The sequence below is a fragment of the Halorubrum sp. SS7 genome, from assembly GCF_005435055.1.
GTDB lineage: Archaea > Halobacteriota > Halobacteria > Halobacteriales > Haloferacaceae > Halorubrum > Halorubrum salinarum.
On the sequence record NZ_SGXV01000094.1, the window covers coordinates 1 to 985 of the forward strand.

Sequence of the window (985 nt, forward strand, 5' to 3'; positions counted from 1 at the left end):
TGATAGTGAACACGTCGTCGATCCGGCCCGTCGCGCCGACGTTCACGCCCTCGAAGGAGGGATCTCGGATGTTCGGGTTCGACGCCGAGACGTCGATCGCGATCTCGTCGTCGTCGTTCAGGTAGGCGTACCGTCCGTTCGGGCCGTCGGCCGGTTGGATCGCGAGGTCGCCGTTGGCGACGGTGTCAGCGGGGCCGTCGACCACCGCCGCGCCCGTGGCGAAGGCGAGTGCGGTGGCTGCGGAAGCGGCTAGCAGGACCAGTATTAGAATCCGTCGGGCAGTCGACATCAGTTAGTTGGATACATATTGTTCTCAGAGTGTCTTCGTATTGTGGTCCTTGATTCACTGAAGGGTCTGATTACTCACCGGATCTGGTGCGTTCAATCCTCAGCGACCTTATTACAAATAAATAACAGTATCTGAGACCGAATATGGATTGGCGCCAACAGGATTATTAGCGGTAGTTACGTCCGGGGACCGCCTCTGTCAGAGTTCTGTACTGCGTGCCCGGGTTCGTCGGGTACGTCTTCCTCGTCAGCCTTAGCAATGATCGTCGATTGGCCGTCTCGGTCAGACGGTCTCCCGACAGTGTTGATTGTCAGACCAACGTTGAATCCGTCTCCGACCTCAACATACTGGATCACCTCTCTGTCGTTGAACACGTTGTTGCCGTCAAGGCTGATTCCCTCGTCAATGTCGGAATTATAGTAATTTACACCAGGAATATTCGACTTCATCCAGATCCATACCGGTTGTGAGCCTTGGTTGGTAATCGAAAACAGGTCATCAAAAAACGTTTCAGCCTGTTCATTCACACCTTTCCCGCCGATTTTGTTCTCACCTATCGAAATTGAAAGAGTATCCGAACGACCCCCAGACCCGTCAACGAATTCGTTTGAGTTCGGCGTACTCAGCGGCTTCAATTGTAGGTACGCATTTGAATCGGGAGACACTGACACAGAGACGTTCCGACTCACACTTAGA

1 protein-coding gene and 1 pseudogene are annotated in these 985 nt (G+C 53.6%); both read right to left on the reverse strand.

Going from position 1 to position 985, the window contains the following annotated elements:
* Positions 1-289 (reverse strand): annotated as a pseudogene (locus tag EXE44_RS16795) (DUF1102 domain-containing protein); the annotation flags it as partial.
* A gap of 176 nt (positions 290-465) precedes the next feature.
* Positions 466-985: hypothetical protein (locus tag EXE44_RS16800; protein ID WP_369333862.1), on the reverse strand; the 520-nt coding region annotated here is incomplete at its 5' end.